Below are 12584 nucleotides of genomic sequence, written 5' to 3'. Positions count from 1 at the left end.
TGATGTCCTGCGGCAGTAGCACCGAAACGCGGAGGTCAACGATGTCCGAGCTGGATGGTTCCAGCATCCTGCTCACCGGCGGGACCGGTTCGTTCGGCAAGGCGTTCATCACCTACGCCCTGGCCGAGCTGAACCCGCGACGGCTGGTCGTGCTCTCCCGCGACGAGCTCAAGCAGTACGAAGCGCGCCAGCAGTTCGACAACGACCCGCGGCTGCGCTGGTTCATCGGCGACATCCGGGACCGCCGCCGCCTCGAGCGCGCCATGCACGGCGTCGACTACGTGGTGCACGCCGCCGCGCTCAAGCAGGTCGACACGGGTGAGTACAACCCGTTCGAATTCGTGCAGACCAACGTCGTCGGCTCGCAGCACGTCATCGAGGCCGCGATCGACACCGGGGTGAAGAAGGTCGTCGCGCTGTCGACGGACAAGGCGTCCAGCCCGATCAACCTCTACGGCGCCACGAAGCTGTGCGCCGACCGGATGTTCATCAGCGCGAACCACTACGCCGCGACGCATCCGACCAGGTTCTCCGTGGTCCGCTACGGCAACGTGATGGGCTCGCGCGGCAGTGTGATCCCGTTCTTCCGCGCGCTCGCGGCCAAGGGCGAGTCGCTGCCGATCACGCACAAGGAGATGACCCGGTTCTGGATCACGCTCCCGCAGGCCGTGCAGTTCGTGATCGATTCCTTCGACCAGATGAACGGCGGCGAGCTGTACGTGCCGCGCATCCCGAGCATGCGGCTGGTCGATCTCGCGCAGGCGATCGCGCCCGGTTCGCCGATGCACGAGGTCGGCATCCGTCCCGGCGAGAAGCTGCACGAGGAGATGATCGCCCCGGACGACGCCCGTCGGACGGTACGGCTGAGCGACCGGTACGTCGTCCAGCCGCATATCGCGGGCTGGGGTTACGAACCGCCGACCGGCGGCGAGGCCGTGCCGGAGAACTTCGCCTACCGCTCGGACACCAACGACCTGTGGCTCGACGCGGACGAGCTGCGCGACCTGGTCGAGCAGTATGGCTGACTTCCTGCCCTACGGCCGTCAGTCCGTTTCGGACGAGGACGTCGCCGCCGTCACCGAGGTACTGCGCGGCGACTGGCTGACCACCGGCCCCGCCGTCACGCGCTTCGAAGAGGATCTCGCCGAGCACACCGGTGGCACGCCGGCGGTGGCCGTCACCTCGGGCACAGCCGCGTTGCACGTCGCGTACGCGGCGGCCGGGATCGGCCCCGGTGACGAGGTCGTCACGTCTCCGATGACGTTCGTCGCCACTGCCGCGACCGCGGCGTTGCTCGGCGGCAAGGTCGTGTTCGCCGATGTCGAGGCCGACACCGGGAACCTCGATCCGGCGGCGGCTTCGGCGACCGTCACCACGCGGACCAAGGTCGTCGCGGCCGTGGACTACGCCGGCCACCCCGCCGAGCTGGACGAGCTCGGCCGGATCGCGCACGACAACGGCGCACTGCTGCTGGAAGACGCCGCGCATTCGGTGGGCGGCAGCTGGCAGGGCAGGCCGGTCGGCTCGCTCGCCGACCTCACGACGTTTTCCTTCTTCCCCACCAAGAACCTCACCACGGCCGAAGGCGGCGCGGTGGTCGCCGGTTCGGACGAGCTGCTGGCGCGCGCCCGCGGATTCCGCAATCACGGGCTGGTGCGGGACAAGGCGGCGCAGCGATATCCGGACGAAGGCGCTTGGCATCAGGAGGTGCACGAGTTCGGCCTGAACTACCGGTTGCCGGATGTGTTGTGCGCCCTGGGAAGCAGCCAGCTGCGCAGGCTCGCGGAGTTCAAGAAACGACGTGCGGAGATCCACGCGCGCTACACCGCCACACTGTCCTCATTGGACGGAGTGCTGACGCCCGCCGTGCGTGAAGGCGCGGATCCGGTGTGGCACCTGTACCCGCTGCGAGTCCTCGAAGGACGCCGCCGTGCGCTGTTCGATCACTTGCGCGCCAAGGGAATCGGCGTGCAGGTCAACTACATCCCCGCGTACTGGCACCCGGTGTTCGAGGACCTCGGATACCAGCGCGGGATGTGCCCGAACGCGGAGCTGTACTACAGCCAGGAGCTCTCACTGCCGCTGTTCCCGGCGCTGACGGACGCCGACGTGGACCGCGTCATCGACGAGGTCCACGGCTTCTTCGGCTAGATCAGGCCCCAGGTGAGCGCGGTGCCCTTCGGGACATCGGAGGAGAAGGTGCGGCCGAGCACGTTCACGATCTCGGCGGGAGCCAGCCCGCCGGCGGGCCGGATCGAGCGGACGTTCTCCCGCGTCACCGTGTCCCCGGCACGCACGTCTTCGACGACGTACAGGGAACGCCGCAGCCGCAGGCCTTCCTTCTCGCTCTCGCGCGGCCCGATCACCGCCGCGCCCAGCGCCTCCCAAGCGCGGTGCGATTCGGTGACCAGCGCGGCCAGTTCGGCGGGCTCCAGGGAGAACTCCGAGTCGACACCGCCGTCGCTCCTGGCCAGCGTGACGTGCTTCTCGATGGCGACGGCACCGAGCGCGACGGCCGCGAGCGGGGCGCCGATGCCGGGCGTGTGGTCGGACAGGCCGACGAGCGTCCCGGTCACGCCGGCCAGGACGGGCAGGCCACGCAGGTTGCTCTCGGTCGGCGACGCCGGGTAGCTCGCGGTGCAGCCGAGCACGATCAGCCGGTCGTTGCCCGCCTCACGCGCGGTCCGGACCGCCGCGTCGATCTCGGCGACGCTGGCCATCCCGGTCGAGATGATCAGCGGCTTGCCGGTTTTCGCGCACAGTTCGATCAGCGGCAGGTCGACGATCTCCGACGACGCGATCTTGTACGCGGGCGCGTCGAGCGACTCCAGCAGTTCGACGGCGGTGGGGTCGAACGGGCTGGAGAAGATCTCCAGACCACGGGCGCGGGCGCGCTCGAACAGCGGCTCGTGCCATTCCCACGGCGTGTGGGCGCGCTCGTAGAGCTTGTAGAGGTTCTCGCCGCCCCACAGCGAATGCGAGTCGCTGACCCGGAAGGCGGGGGCGTCGACGTCGATCGTGATGGTGTCCGGCCGGTAGGTCTGCAGTTTCACCGCCTGCGCGCCGGTTTCGGCGATCGCGTCGACGATCTCCAGTGCCCTGGCGAGTTCGCCGTTGTGGTTACCGGACATTTCGGCGATGACGAACGGCGGATGCCCGGCCCCGATGCGGTGCGCGCCGATCCGGACTTCCTGTGCTGACATGGACGAAACGCCTCCCTGACGACGGTCTGGTCAGGACACAGTCTTACGCAGCTTCCGGAAACCGTCGACGGCAGGCGCGGTCTCGGTGTAGCCGGCCCGGTCGAAGAGCGCGGCCGACGCCGCGTTGTCCCGGTGCACGGCCGCGACCACCACCCGCACCCGGTGACCGGCGGTGAAGGCCCGCTCGCCCTCCGCCAGGACCGAAGCCGACAATCCACGGCCCCGGCTTTCCGGCGCGAGAGTGATGCTGACCTCCCAGACCCCCTCATCCTCGCGGTCGAACCTGACGGTGCCGACCGGGATCTCGTCGAGTTCGACGACGTACAGCACCCTGTCCGGCGACGCCAGCACCCCACGCAGCCACGCGGAATGCTCGTCGAGCGTGATCACCGCGGTCGAACGGGACGCCTGCCGGGTACGAGGGTCGTTCCGCCAGGCGAGCAGCAACCCGGCGTCGGCCTCCGTGGCCTCGCGAGCCAGCACGGATTACTGCGTCTGCTCGATGGTTTCGCGCTGGCGGTCTTCGATCCGGCGCAGCCGGTCCTCGTACCGCGCGATCCCGGCGAGCCGGACGCGGATCTGGGCGTGCTGGCGCTGGATCTCCTGGATCAGGCTGCGCGCCTCGGCCAGCTCGGGCTTGTCGGCGTGCACCGGCAGCGACAGCGACTCGCGCAGATCCTCCAGCTGGGCCTCCTGTGCCGCGACGCTCGGGATCAGGCGGTCCAGCTCGGCGCGGGTCCAGCGCAGGTCGCCGCGGGCGTGTTCGAGGCCGCTCTCGGCGCCGTCGAGCCGTCGGCGGTGGTCCGCGGTGGCGTGTTCGAGGTCGTTGACGCGCCCGTTGAGGTCGCGAAGCCGCTCGTCGATCCGGAAGTCGATGAGCCGGGCGATCCGGCCGATCACGCCGCTGCGGAGTTTCTGCACTGCCATGGGGTGTTCCTTCTCGGGATGGGCTGGCTGGGAGTTCAGCGCAGGAGTTCGGTTTCGCCGGTCTTCGTCCACGAGTCCAGCAGCCTGCCCTCGGCGGCGATGCGGTGCTCGGGTCCGACGATGCAGGAGTCGCCCGCGGCGTGCTCCCAGTGGGTCTGGGCCGGGTCGTCGATGAACGAGAACCCGGACAGGACCAGCGTGGCGTGCGGGAACGACGTGCGCGCGATCCAGGCGGCCAGCGTCCCGGTGGTCGACCACAGGCCCTCTTCGCGGCTCGGCAGCCCGAGCGCGTCGGACAGCGGCAGGACGACCTCGCGGTTCGGCACCGGCACGTAGCCGAGGTCACCGGGCCACCAGCCCGGGATGTCTTCGGGTTCCCAGTGCATCCGGCCCGGCTCGACCAGCAGGTAGAGCCGCTTGCGATAGTCACGGAAGACGTGCTTGGTGGCACGGACGGCGCGGTTGAACACCACGACGTGCACCCGGCTGCCGACCGTTTCGGGGCCGCCCGGCTCGTCCACGACGAAGCCGTTGACGCGGATCACCAGGTCACACGCGTCGATGGCCTTCGCCCGCCGGGGGTCCGGCGGAAGCGGCTGATTCCCGACCACGGCCACCGAACGGGGCTCCGGCCGGTCGGCGTATGCGGCGAGCAGATTGACCATCAGGCTCGCGTCGCCGAGTGCAGCAGTCATGAGGGCAGAAAGTACCAGCACACGCACCGCGTTCGGGTTCGAATCCGACGGTAGCGTTCCGTGGTCGGGACGGGGCGCCCCAGGCATCATCGGCCCCATCGGTACCCTCGTTCCCGTGCATGCCACCAGCACGGTTCACGCCGCCGACGGTGCTGCGCCGACCTCGGTTCCGCCGATTTCGGACAGCAAGACCTTTTCGCGCGCGTTCGCCGATATCAAGACCGGTTTCGCCGCCAAAGAGCTGTGGGGACACCTCGGCTGGCAGGACATCAAGCAGCGCTATCGCCGATCGGTGATCGGCCCGTTCTGGATCACCATCAGCCAGGGCATCATCGCGCTCGGCCTGGGACTTCTGTACTCACAGTTGTTCAACCTGCCGACGGCGACGTTCCTGCCCTACATCAGCACCGGGTTCATCATCTGGGGCTTCATCAGCGGCTGCCTTTCCGAGGGCATGGAGACCTTCATCTCCAACGAAGGGCTGATCAAACAGCTTCCGGCGCCGCTTTCGGTGTACGTGCTGCGGACGGTCTGGCGCCAGACGCTGATGCTGGCGCACAACCTGATCGTCTACGTGATCGTGGTCGCGATCTTCTTCACCAGCCTCGACCAGCCGTACGCCATGAGCGGCGCGTGCGTCGGCGAGGTCCTGTGCCACCCCGGCCTCGGCTGGTACTCGCTGAGCGCGATTCCCGGAATCCTGGTGCTCGCGCTGAACGCCGGCTGGGTCACCCTGCTGCTGGGCATCATCTCCACCCGTTACCGCGACATCCCGCAGGTGATCAACTCGCTCATCCAGCTGCTCTTCTACATGACGCCGATCGTGTGGCCGATCGACCAGCTGATGGCGGGTGGGGCCCGTGACGGCATTTCGGGGGCCCTGCCGTTCGTCTACGCCAACCCGCTCTTCCACTTCATCCAGATCGTGCGCGCGCCGCTGATCGGCCAGGCCGTCAGTATCAACAGCTGGTTCGTGGTGCTCGGCATCACCGTCGTCGGCTGGGGTCTCGCGCTGGTCGCGATGCGCAATTACCGTTCCCGCGTCTCTTATTGGGTGTGACAGATGGTCAGCATTGATGTGCACAACGCCTACGTCGACTTCCCCATTTTCGACGCGAAGACCCGCTCCATGAAGAAGAAGGTGCTGGGGAAGGTCGGCGGCAAGATCGGCACCGAGAGCAAGGTGCCGATCATCGAAGCCCTGCACGACGTGAGCCTCCAGCTCCGCGAAGGCGACCGGGTCGGCCTCGTCGGCCACAACGGCGCCGGCAAGTCGACGCTGCTGCGGCTGCTGTCCGGGATCTACGAGCCCACCCGCGGTTCGGCGAAGATCTCCGGCAAGATCGCGCCGGTCTTCGACCTCGGCATCGGCATGGACCCGGAGATCTCCGGACTGGAGAACATCATCATCCGCGGCCTGTTCCTCGGGATGACCGCGAAGCAGATGGAAGCCCGCGTCGACGACATCGCGGAGTTCACCGAACTCGGCGACTACCTGCAGATGCCGCTGCGGACCTACTCGACCGGTATGCGGGTGCGCCTGGCGCTGGGCGTGGTCACCTCGATCGACCCGGAGATCCTGATCCTCGACGAGGGCATCGGCGCGGTCGACGCGGCGTTCCTCAACAAGGCGAAGGACCGGCTCAAGGACCTCGTGAAGCGGTCGGGCATCCTGGTGTTCGCCAGCCACTCGGACGAGTTCCTCTTCGAGCTCTGCGACTCCGCCATCTGGATGGACGAGGGGCACGTCAAACAGCGCGGTTCGCTGCGCGAAGTGCTCACCGGCTACAAGGGGCGCGACCCGTTCGAGAACATGAGCAAGGAGACGCTGGAGCGGTTCGGTATCGAACCCGAGCCGGTGGCGACGACGAACGGTGGCCAAGGATGACCAGCGAGACCCGGCAGTTACCCGAAGGCGCGGTCGTCGGCGTGGTCGTCACGCGCCATCGACGGGAACTGCTCGCGGACTCGCTCAAGGTGATCGCCGCGCAGACCCGGCCGGTCGACCATCTCGTCGTGGTCGACAACGGGCCGGACAAATCGGCGCGAGACATCGTCGAGAACTACCCGCTGCCCTTCACGTACCTGCCTTCGCACCGCAATCTCGGCGGCGCGGGCGGGTTCGCGCTCGGCATGTTGCACGCGCTTTCCCTTGGCGCGGACTGGATCTGGCTGGCCGACGACGACGGCCGTCCCGCCGACGAGAACGTCCTCGCGATCCTGCTGGACGAGGCCGAAAAGCGGAACCTGGCCGAGATCTCCCCGGTGGTGTCCAACATCGACGCGCCGGACAAGCTCGCGTTCCCGTTGCGGCGCGGGCTGACCTGGAAGCGTTCGTCGTCGGAGCTGGGCGCCGACTTCCTGCCGGGGATCGCCTCGCTGATGAACGGCGCGTTGTTCCGGGCGTCCACTTTGGACGTCGTCGGCGTGCCGGATCTGCGGCTGTTCTTCCGCGGCGACGAGGTCGAACTGCACCGGCGTCTGGTGCGTTCCGGGCTGCCGTTCGGCACCTCGCTCAAGACCGCGTACCTGCACCCGGACGGCTCGGACGAGTTCAAACCGATGCTGGGCGGCCGGTTCCACGCGCAGGATCCGGAGAACGAGGTCAAGCGCTACTACACCTACCGCAACCGCGGCTACCTGCTGTCGCAGCCGGGCATGCGCAAGATCGGCGCGCTCGAAGTGGTGCGGTTCGGCCTGTACTTCGTCGGTGTGAAGCGGGATCCGAAGGCCTTCCTGCAGTGGCTCAAGCTGGTTCGCCAGGGCCGCAAGGAGAAGTTCTACCGCTACTGAGCTCCACGTGAAGGGGGCCCCTCGCTCGCGCGAGGGGCCCCCTTTTTTCGTCCGTCTATTCGCCGATGACCGGCGGCGCGGTGCGCATATCGGTCCCGAACACCTCGTCGGGGTCGCCCTCGACGAGGTACGTCGGACGCTGGTGCTCGGTGTCCTCGTCTCCGTCCGACTGCTGACCGCGGCCGCCCATTCCGCCGCCTGCCATCCCCGGACCACCGCGACCGGCGGCGCCACCGCCGAGACCGCCCATACCTCGGCCGGCGGCCGCTTCGGCGGCACCGACACCGCCCGGACGGGCCGCGCCGGACGCGGAACCCGAACCCGGTGTGGAACCGGCGCCGCTGCCGGGGCCGAACCCGCTTCCGCCGCCACCGCGGCCGGTCCGGCTGTTGTAGTCCGAGTCACCCATGCCGCCGCCCATCATGGGCGGCGCCATCGGCATGGGGCTGATCGGCATCGCGTTGTTGTTGGGGCCGGGCGTGGTGATCGGCGCCGGGTTGTTCTGGAAGCCGGACGGCGTCGTACCCGACGGGAGGCTGCCGGACCCCGTGGTGCTGCCCGGGCCGGGCAGCTGGGAGCCGTAGCCGCCGCCACCGCCTCCGCCACCACCGCTGCCCCCGCCACCGTTGCCGGGCGGGATGTAGGTGTTGCCGGGGTTGTTGGAGCCGGGCGTGTTCGAGCCGGGCGGGACCTGGTACGGCTGCGGCCTGCCCGGATCGTCGATCCCGCCACCGCCGCCCTCGCCGAACTTCGGCGGCTCGGCGAACGCCGGCTGCTTCGACGCGGCCTCGTACAAGGCCTTGTCGTAGCTGTTCATGGCGGAGGCCGCCTGGGTGTGGGCCTCCTGGCTGTCCTTCTGCTTCTGGATGGACTTGTCGATGTTCTCGCCGAGATTGAACGGGTTCGACGTCATCCACCCCCCGACCTCGTCCTTCCAGTTGAAGGGGATCGGCTTGGGCATCGTGTTCTTCACGGTGGAAGCCGCGGTGCCCTGGTCGTAGATCGTCTCGGAGGCGAGCTTGGCGTTCTGCGAGTTCGTCTCGGACCACTTGCTGAGGCTCTTGAAGTAACCCTGCGCGTTGCCCGCCGCGTCACCTTCCCAGGTGCCCTGCGAGGCGGTGACGGCCTGGTCCATCGTCCTCGAGAAGGTGTCGAAGGCCTTGTGGATCTCGTGGTACGCGGTCGAGACCTCGGAGACCTGCTCGACGTTCAGGTTGCTGTTGACGAACTGTTCGAGCTTCTCGTGGTCGTAGCCGAGGTAGTCGCCGTTCGGCGGCTCGAGCCCCTCGACGTACTTGATGTCCTTGTTCTTGGTCAGCTCGTCGACGGTCTTGTTCCCGACGTCTTCGGACTGCTGCTGGGCCCTGCCCTGGGCGATCAGCCGCTGGAAGATGGCGAACGGACCGTCGCCGGCCTCGCCGCTGGCCTTGTCCTGGTAGTACTGGTCCCGGGCCTGGGGCGAGAGACCGCTGACGTACTCCTGCTCGGTCATCTGACCCTTGTTGGTGGTCATCCTCTGTTCCCCCTAGCCCTTCGGAAGCTTCGGTTCGACGATGTCGGCGATCTTCTCCGCCATCCCGCACGACTTCTCCGGATCCGTGCTGACGACCACGATGTCGGCGCGGGCGGAGGCGCCGATTTCGAGCGCCATCAGGCAGCCGGAAGGCGGCTTCGGGACGAGCACCGCTTTACGGCCGTTGACGTTTCCGGTGGTCTTGCCGTTCCCACTATCGGCGACGCTGTCGATGCCCTGCTTGTCACGGATGTCGACGCCGAGCGAGACGGCGTCCGCCGCCGACTCGGCCTCCTTGGTGAACTCGCAGCCACGGGCACCGGCGTCGTTCTGGGGAACCGGCGCCTTGAAAGTGCCGTACGACGCGAGATCGGCCACGCCGAGGAGCGAGCACGGATCGATCGACGCGGGGTCGGCACCACCGGTGGCCGTCGTCGGCGCGGTGGACTCGCCGCCTTGCGTGGGCGACGACGGCGCCGCGGAGGGCGTGCCCGGCTTTTCGGTGGAACAGGCCGCGAGCACGAGCGCGGCCGCGGTCAGCGGTACGAGGAGCAGCTTCTTCATTCCGCCTCAGTTCTTGAGCCGATCGAGCGCCTCGACCGTTTCGTCTTCCTTTTTCTTGTACTGACCCGACGCGCGCAGCAGCGCTTCTTCGGTGTCCAGCACCACCTGCTTGAACTTGCCGAGCACCGCACTCGCCGAATTGGCCGACTGGGCGGCGCCCTTCTGGTCGTGGGCCGCGACGGTCCTGCCGTACGGGTGGTCGCCGAGTTGCGGCGCTTCGGAGAGCCGGATCGTCTGCCGCTCCAGCCTGGTGAGCTCGGCCCCCATGTCGCGCACCGCTTTGAGAAGCGGCTTGACGCCTTCGGCGGTGATCTTGAAGCCGCCGCTCTTGGCGGCCGAGACCAGCTTCTGGGTCTCCGCGCTCACCTGGGCGACCGCGGCCGCGTTCAGGCCACCCGCCGCCACGTAACCGGCTGCCGCGCCCATGGCCGCGCCGATCGAGAAGTCCGGTGCCGCCTGTCCGCCGTCCGCTTCGAAAGCCATCGCCCGCCCCACTGCCTCGTCTGCTCGCCCGTGCGTATCGCCCGGCAGTCTACTAGCCGGGCACTCAGCGCAACGGTGATTCACCGATCACCGAAGATCTCCGAAACTGTGACGAAACGGGCGTCACCCCGGTTCCCCGTCGGTCAGAACTGCCCTTCGAGCTGGGCGTACAGCTGCTGAGCGATCCTCGCGTTGTCGGCGGGAGCGTAGGTCAGCCAGCTTTGCCCGTCGGCCGCCTGGCGCGAGGTCATCATGAAGCGGCCCGCTTCGGTGTCGAACCACGCCAGCGGCGGGAACACCTGGCCGCCTCGGATGAACACGCTGAACTGGCCCACTCGCGTCTTCGGCTTCTCGAAGATCCGCTCCACCTGCCGCTGCTGCGGGTTCGACCCGTGCGACCGCGGCCCGCTGACGTTGGCGAAGGGGTCGTACGCGTCGTCGTTCCGGGGGCGCTTCGGCGCGCTCGCCGGCTTCGCGATGGTGACCGACTGACCGGGGCCCGCCGGGGTGAGCGGCAGCAGATCGACGATCGACGCGACGATCGCGGTCGGCCTGGTCTCCTCGAACACGAGCAGGTTCTCTTCCTGGCGCACGACGACCGCGAACTGCCCGTTCGTCGCAGCACGCGCGAACAGCTGCTTGTCCTTGTCCATCTGCGCGACCGCCCAGACGGCGAGCTGCGGGTTGGCGAAGGTGGCGATCGCGAGTTCGACGTCGGCGTCGAGCCTGCCGCCGCGCATCAGGCCGCGGCCTTCGAGGTCGCGGAAGACGGCCTCGCGCACCATCGCGCGCTGATCGGTCGTCGTGCCGATGTGCGGGACCTCGAACGGGACGGGCGCCGGTCCGAACCGGCCGTGTTCGAGCAGGATGTCCACCGCCGCCAGCGACAACGAGAACGAATGCGGCATCGCCATTTCCCCCCGCGGGTGTCTTGTCCGTCGGGATGAACGTAGTCCACGCGCCCGATACGCCCGCAGCGAACCCGCTTGCCCGGTTGTGATCACGGCTGGTGCCATGGATTCATGGCAGACCAGAAACCCGCGCTCGTCCTCCATCTCGCCACCGGCGGGGAGCCGCTGCTCTTCGCGCTCACGACGGAAGAAACCGAACGGCTGACCAAGGACCTCTCGCATTTCGTCCGCACCGGTTCGGTGCAGACGATCCAGACGAGGGACGACTCCGAGGTGGCGATCAACTTCTCCCACGTCGCCGCCGCCTACATCGACGATCTGAACCGCAAGACGAGAGTGTTCGGCCTCCACTAATCCCGGGAAAAGAGCTCCAGCAGACCGGATTTGATTTCTGGGCGACCGGCGGCGACCAGCAGGAAGGTGGCTTCCCGGACGAGCCGCTGGGGGTGTCGTCCGGCGAGTACCGACGTGCTGCCGTTGGCCGCGACCAGCGCGCCCGCGGCCCGGAAGGCGAGCTCCGCGCCCGCCGCCCTGGCCGCGGGCAGCGACGGCGGATCGGCGAGGGCCGCGTCGAGCCTGCCGCGGACCGCGTCGATCTCGGCCCGGATCCCGGCGGCGACGCCGGGCTTCCCGAGCTCCTCGATAAGCCGCGCGGCGCGGGCGGCGAGGCCGAGGGGCGCGCAGCCGTTGAGCCGGGAGGCGAAGGTGTTGCCCGCGACGAAGTCCGCGTGCGCGATCTTCCCGTAGACGCGGTCATCGGGCAGGAAGTAGCGGGTGAAGACGAGGTGCACGGTGGCCGTGCCCTGCGCCGCGACGAGGTCGAGCGGCCGGGCCTCCAGCTGCTCCCCCGGCACCGGATCGATGATCGCGCTCACCACGGTGTCGCCGTCGCGGGCGCAGAGCTGGAGCAGGTCGATGACGCCCCAGCCGCTGACGAACGGGGCCTCGCCGTCGAGCAGGTAGCCGCCGTCGACGCGTTCCGCGCGCAGCCTGGGCGGGGTCGGGATCACCGCGGCGAACGCGGCGCCCGCCTTGAGTTCTCCGCTGACCAGCCGCGGGAGGTAGCGGTCGCGCAGCTCGGCGTTGTCGGCTGTGGTGAGCGCGGCGACCAGGCCGTGGTGCTGGATCCACGTGAACATCGTGCTGAGGCAGCCGCCCGCCAGCGTTTCGAGGACCTGGACGATCGTCGGGAGGTCGGCGCCCGGACCACCGGCTTCCTTGGGCGCCGCAAGACCGTAGAAGCCTTCGGCGGCGAGGGCGTCGAAGTGGCTTGAGGGCACTTCACCCTTTAGGTCGACTTCGGTGGCGGCGGGGAAGAGGAGATCATCGGCGAGGGCTTGGGCGCGGGTGACCAGATCCGTCATGCGGTAAGGCTACCCTTACTTTCCCGGTTTTTCCTGGCTGTCAGAACCGACCCCAAACGTCATGAAAGGGTCGTTCAGGACGAAAAACGTCCTGAACGACCCTTTCATGACACTCGGTAAAGCGAAGCGTG

Annotated in this window: 15 protein-coding genes; 6 read left to right on the top strand and 9 right to left on the bottom strand. The window is 68.4% G+C overall.

Annotated elements, in window-relative coordinates; all coding sequences use genetic code 11:
* Nucleotides 1-41 precede the first annotated feature (41 nt).
* Complete coding sequence (gene pseB / locus AVR91_RS23165) at nucleotides 42-1025, top strand: UDP-N-acetylglucosamine 4,6-dehydratase (inverting) (RefSeq protein WP_038507572.1); 984 nt, start codon at nucleotides 42-44, stop codon at nucleotides 1023-1025.
* Nucleotides 1018-2151 carry a DegT/DnrJ/EryC1/StrS family aminotransferase gene (locus AVR91_RS23160; protein WP_063277305.1) on the top strand — a complete coding sequence of 378 codons (1134 nt, stop codon included), beginning with the start codon at nucleotides 1018-1020 and terminating at the stop codon, nucleotides 2149-2151. The genes pseB and AVR91_RS23160 overlap by 8 nt, the downstream gene beginning before the upstream one ends.
* Here the strand turns inward: AVR91_RS23160 and pseI are convergent.
* Genes pseI through AVR91_RS23140 form a run of 4 tightly spaced genes read right to left on the bottom strand, consistent with a single transcriptional unit; the run spans nucleotide 2148 to nucleotide 4795 of the window.
* Nucleotides 2148-3203, bottom strand: a complete 1056-nt coding sequence (gene pseI, locus AVR91_RS23155) for a pseudaminic acid synthase (protein WP_063277306.1) — start codon at nucleotides 3201-3203, stop codon at nucleotides 2148-2150. The two genes, AVR91_RS23160 and pseI, sit on opposite strands and share 4 nt — an antisense overlap.
* A 30-nt stretch (nucleotides 3204-3233) precedes the next feature.
* A complete protein-coding gene (locus AVR91_RS23150) occupies nucleotides 3234-3686 on the bottom strand; it encodes a GNAT family N-acetyltransferase (RefSeq protein WP_063277307.1) in 453 nt (150 codons plus the stop codon).
* A gap of 3 nt (nucleotides 3687-3689) precedes the next feature.
* Nucleotides 3690-4130 carry a hypothetical protein gene (locus AVR91_RS23145; RefSeq protein WP_038507561.1) on the bottom strand — a complete coding sequence of 147 codons (441 nt, stop codon included), beginning with the start codon at nucleotides 4128-4130 and terminating at the stop codon, nucleotides 3690-3692.
* 35 nt (nucleotides 4131-4165) lie between these two features.
* Nucleotides 4166-4795 (bottom strand): hypothetical protein, encoded by a 630-nt coding sequence (locus AVR91_RS23140; RefSeq protein ID WP_038507558.1) that lies wholly within the window; start codon nucleotides 4793-4795, stop codon nucleotides 4166-4168.
* 145 nt (nucleotides 4796-4940) lie between these two features.
* Between AVR91_RS23140 and wzm the strand changes: the two genes are divergently transcribed.
* The 3 genes from wzm to glfT1 are packed head-to-tail and all read left to right on the top strand — an operon-like array spanning nucleotide 4941 to nucleotide 7618.
* Complete coding sequence (gene wzm / locus AVR91_RS23135) at nucleotides 4941-5885, top strand: galactan export ABC transporter permease subunit Wzm/RfbD (protein ID WP_063277344.1); 945 nt, start codon at nucleotides 4941-4943, stop codon at nucleotides 5883-5885.
* A gap of 3 nt (nucleotides 5886-5888) precedes the next feature.
* Entirely contained in the window at nucleotides 5889-6713 is an 825-nt protein-coding gene (wzt, locus tag AVR91_RS23130) for a galactan export ABC transporter ATP-binding subunit Wzt/RfbE (RefSeq protein ID WP_063277308.1), read from the top strand.
* Complete coding sequence (gene glfT1, locus AVR91_RS23125; protein WP_063277309.1) at nucleotides 6710-7618, top strand: galactofuranosyltransferase GlfT1; 909 nt, start codon at nucleotides 6710-6712, stop codon at nucleotides 7616-7618. Before wzt ends, glfT1 begins: the two co-directional genes overlap by 4 nt.
* 55 nt (nucleotides 7619-7673) lie before the next feature.
* Here the strand turns inward: glfT1 and AVR91_RS23120 are convergent, their stop codons facing one another.
* The 4 genes from AVR91_RS23120 to AVR91_RS23105 all read right to left on the bottom strand — a co-directional run bounded on the left by AVR91_RS23120 (nucleotide 7674) and on the right by AVR91_RS23105 (nucleotide 11086).
* Nucleotides 7674-9131: a hypothetical protein gene (locus tag AVR91_RS23120; protein ID WP_063277310.1), complete on the bottom strand. Its 1458-nt coding sequence runs from the start codon at nucleotides 9129-9131 to the stop codon at nucleotides 7674-7676.
* 12 nt (nucleotides 9132-9143) lie between these two features.
* Nucleotides 9144-9695 (bottom strand): DUF3558 family protein, encoded by a 552-nt coding sequence (locus AVR91_RS23115; RefSeq protein ID WP_063277311.1) that lies wholly within the window; start codon nucleotides 9693-9695, stop codon nucleotides 9144-9146.
* Between the two features lie 6 nt (nucleotides 9696-9701).
* Nucleotides 9702-10178 carry a hypothetical protein gene (locus tag AVR91_RS23110; protein WP_228709301.1) on the bottom strand — a complete coding sequence of 159 codons (477 nt, stop codon included), beginning with the start codon at nucleotides 10176-10178 and terminating at the stop codon, nucleotides 9702-9704.
* 143 nt (nucleotides 10179-10321) lie between these two features.
* Nucleotides 10322-11086 carry an ESX secretion-associated protein EspG gene (locus AVR91_RS23105; RefSeq protein WP_063277345.1) on the bottom strand — a complete coding sequence of 255 codons (765 nt, stop codon included), beginning with the start codon at nucleotides 11084-11086 and terminating at the stop codon, nucleotides 10322-10324.
* A 114-nt stretch (nucleotides 11087-11200) separates the two neighbouring features.
* Here AVR91_RS23105 and AVR91_RS23100 point away from each other — a divergent pair, with 114 nt between their 5' ends.
* On the top strand, nucleotides 11201-11443 hold the full coding sequence (locus AVR91_RS23100; protein ID WP_016330689.1) for a hypothetical protein: 243 nt from the start codon (nucleotides 11201-11203) through the stop codon (nucleotides 11441-11443).
* Here the strand turns inward: AVR91_RS23100 and AVR91_RS23095 are convergent.
* Nucleotides 11440-12453: an acyl-CoA dehydrogenase family protein gene (locus AVR91_RS23095; RefSeq protein ID WP_063277313.1), complete on the bottom strand. Its 1014-nt coding sequence runs from the start codon at nucleotides 12451-12453 to the stop codon at nucleotides 11440-11442. The two genes, AVR91_RS23100 and AVR91_RS23095, sit on opposite strands and share 4 nt — an antisense overlap.
* Nucleotides 12454-12584: the final 131 nt, after the last annotated feature.

The organism is Amycolatopsis keratiniphila subsp. keratiniphila, from assembly GCF_001620365.2.
Taxonomy (GTDB): Bacteria; Actinomycetota; Actinomycetes; order Mycobacteriales; family Pseudonocardiaceae; genus Amycolatopsis; species Amycolatopsis keratiniphila.
This window is presented reverse-complemented; position numbering and strand designations above follow the sequence as displayed.

Bases quoted from the DNA above. Each gene is read 5' to 3' on its own strand.
- AVR91_RS23100 (WP_016330689.1), top strand. From the start codon at position 11,201: ATGGCAGACCAGAAACCCGCGCTCGTCCTCCATCTCGCCACCGGCGGG.
- AVR91_RS23115 (WP_063277311.1), bottom strand. From the start codon at position 9,695: ATGAAGAAGCTGCTCCTCGTACCGCTGACCGCGGCCGCGCTCGTGCTC.
- AVR91_RS23160 (WP_063277305.1), top strand. From the start codon at position 1,018: ATGGCTGACTTCCTGCCCTACGGCCGTCAGTCCGTTTCGGACGAGGAC.
- AVR91_RS23140 (WP_038507558.1), bottom strand. From the start codon at position 4,795: ATGGTCAATCTGCTCGCCGCATACGCCGACCGGCCGGAGCCCCGTTCG.
- pseI (WP_063277306.1), bottom strand. From the start codon at position 3,203: ATGTCAGCACAGGAAGTCCGGATCGGCGCGCACCGCATCGGGGCCGGG.
- glfT1 (WP_063277309.1), top strand. From the start codon at position 6,710: ATGACCAGCGAGACCCGGCAGTTACCCGAAGGCGCGGTCGTCGGCGTG.
- AVR91_RS23145 (WP_038507561.1), bottom strand. From the start codon at position 4,130: ATGGCAGTGCAGAAACTCCGCAGCGGCGTGATCGGCCGGATCGCCCGG.
- AVR91_RS23110 (WP_228709301.1), bottom strand. From the start codon at position 10,178: ATGGCTTTCGAAGCGGACGGCGGACAGGCGGCACCGGACTTCTCGATC.
- AVR91_RS23095 (WP_063277313.1), bottom strand. From the start codon at position 12,453: ATGACGGATCTGGTCACCCGCGCCCAAGCCCTCGCCGATGATCTCCTC.
- AVR91_RS23105 (WP_063277345.1), bottom strand. From the start codon at position 11,086: ATGCCGCATTCGTTCTCGTTGTCGCTGGCGGCGGTGGACATCCTGCTC.
- pseB (WP_038507572.1), top strand. From the start codon at position 42: ATGTCCGAGCTGGATGGTTCCAGCATCCTGCTCACCGGCGGGACCGGT.
- wzt (WP_063277308.1), top strand. From the start codon at position 5,889: ATGGTCAGCATTGATGTGCACAACGCCTACGTCGACTTCCCCATTTTC.
- AVR91_RS23120 (WP_063277310.1), bottom strand. From the start codon at position 9,131: ATGACCACCAACAAGGGTCAGATGACCGAGCAGGAGTACGTCAGCGGT.